The organism is Corynebacterium sp. (assembly GCF_012837295.1).
Classification (GTDB): Bacteria; Actinomycetota; Actinomycetes; order Mycobacteriales; family Mycobacteriaceae; genus Corynebacterium.
This window is the reverse complement of the sequence record NZ_DURI01000169.1, coordinates 1-2,357: the sequence shown is the minus strand read 5'-3', so window position 1 is coordinate 2,357 and position 2,357 is coordinate 1. Positions and strand designations below refer to the sequence as shown.

At 66.2% G+C, this 2,357-nt stretch carries 1 protein-coding gene; it reads left to right on the top strand.

The genetic code is table 11. From position 1 onward, the window contains the following. Nucleotides 1-27 precede the first annotated feature (27 nt). On the top strand, nt 28-2,357 hold a 2,330-nt coding region (gene uvrA, locus GX015_RS05790), incomplete at its 3' end, for an excinuclease ABC subunit UvrA (protein ID WP_291343507.1).

The window sequence follows — 2,357 nt, the reverse complement described above, 5'->3', positions numbered from 1 at the left end:
CGAATCCGACTAGGAAAGGTGCGCACGTTGGCCGAACGGCTCATCGTCCGTGGTGCCCGGGAACACAACCTCAAGGGCGTCGACATCGATCTGCCCCGCGACAAGATGGTCGTCTTCACTGGCCTGTCGGGTTCCGGCAAGTCGTCGCTGGCGTTCGACACGATCTTCGCGGAGGGCCAGCGCAGGTACGTCGAGTCGCTGAGCTCCTATGCCCGCATGTTCCTGGGGCAGATGGAAAAGCCCGAAGTGGAGCTGATCGAGGGGCTGTCGCCCGCGGTGTCCATCGATCAGAAGTCGACGAACCGCAATCCGCGCTCGACGGTCGGCACCATCACGGAGGTCTACGACTACCTCCGCCTGCTGTTCGCCCGCACGGGCACGGCGCATTGCCCGACCTGCGGCGAGGTCATTTCGTCGCAGACGCCGCAGCAGATCGTCGACCAGGTGCTGGCGATGCCGGAGGGCACGAAGTTCCAGGTGCTGGCCCCGGTGGTGCGAACGCGCAAGGGCGAGTTCGTGGACCTTTTCGCGGAGCTCGCGGCGGAGGGTTACGCGCGCGTCGTCGTCGACGGCGAGATGCACCGGCTCACGGATCCGCCGACGCTGGAGAAGCAGGTCAAGCACGACATCGACGTCGTTGTGGACCGCCTGCAGGTCAAGGCGTCGCAGAAGCAGCGGCTCACCGACTCCGTCGAGACGGCGCTGCGGTTGGCGGGAGGCGTGGTCGTCGTCGACGCGGTGGGGCTCGACGACGATGACCCGAACCGGCTCCAGAGCTTTTCCGAGAACATCTCGTGCCCCAACGGCCACCGCATCGACATCGAGGAGCTCGAGCCGCGGTCGTTCTCCTTCAACTCCCCGTACGGCGCGTGCCCGGTCTGCGATGGTCTGGGCACGAAGCTCGAGGTCGACGAGGACCTCATCATCCCGGACCCGTCGAAGCCGGTGACGGAGGCGATCGGGCCGTGGAACCGGACCCTGAACAAGAAGTACTTCGAGAAGCTCATCGCGGGCCTGGCCGATGCGATGGGGTTCGATCCGCAGACGCCGCTGCAGGATCTGACGAAAACGCAGCACAAGGCGCTGATGCACGGGTCCAAGCACAAGATCAGCGTCCGGTACCGCAACCGGTACGGCCGGACCCGCGAATACACGGCGCCGTTCGAGGGCGTCATGCCCTACCTGCACCGCAAGCTCGAGCAGGCGGACAGCGAGTCGCAGAAGGAGCGCTACCAGGGGTACATGCGCGAGGTGCCGTGCACGTCGTGCGGCGGTTCGCGACTGCGCCCGGAGATCCTGTCGGTGACCTTGATGTCGGAGGAGTTCGGCGAAAAGTCCATCGCGGGTTTGACCGAGATGTCCGTGGCGGATTGCTCGGCGTTCCTCGATGCCCTGACCTTGGGCAAGCGCGAGGAGATGATCGCCGGTCGCGTGCTGCGGGAGGTGCAGGCGCGCCTGCGGTTCCTCCTCGACGTCGGCCTCGACTACCTGTCGCTCGCCCGGTCGGCGGGGACGCTGTCCGGCGGCGAAGCGCAGCGAATCCGCTTGGCCACGCAGATCGGATCGGGTCTGGCGGGCGTCCTCTACGTCCTCGACGAGCCGTCGATCGGCCTGCACCAGCGCGACAACCACCGGCTGATCCAGACGCTGAAGAAGCTCCGCGACCTGGGCAACACGCTCATTGTCGTCGAGCATGACGAGGACACGATCCGCGAGGGCGATTGGCTGGTCGACATCGGCCCGCGGGCCGGCGAGTACGGCGGCGAGATCGTCTACTCGGGCGTGCCGGACGGCATTTTCGACGCCGAGGGGTCGATCACCGGCGAGTACCTGTCCGGCAAGCGGAAGATCCTGCCACCCGAGATGCGCCGCCCGGTGGATTTCGACCGGTTGGTGACGGTGCGGGGCGCCCGCGAAAACAACCTGAAGAACGTCGACGTGAATTTCCCGCTGGGATTGCTCACCTGCGTGACGGGCGTGTCCGGTTCCGGCAAGTCGACGCTGGTCAACGAAATCCTGGCGAAGGTCATGTCCAACGAGCTCAACGGCGCCCGCCAGGTGCCGGGGCGGCACACCCGGGTGGAAGGGCTGGATCAGCTGGACAAGCTGGTGCAGGTCGACCAGTCGCCGATCGGCCGCACGCCGCGGTCGAATCCGGCGACGTACACCGGCGTGTTCGACAAGATCCGCAATCTCTTCGCAGACACTCAGGAGTCGAAGGTCCGCGGTTACAAGCCGGGCCGATTCAGCTTCAACGTCAAGGGCGGCCGGTGCGAGGCGTGCCGCGGCGACGGCACGCTGAAGATCGAGATGAACTTCCTGCCGGACGTGTACGTCCCCTGTGAGGTCTGCGACGG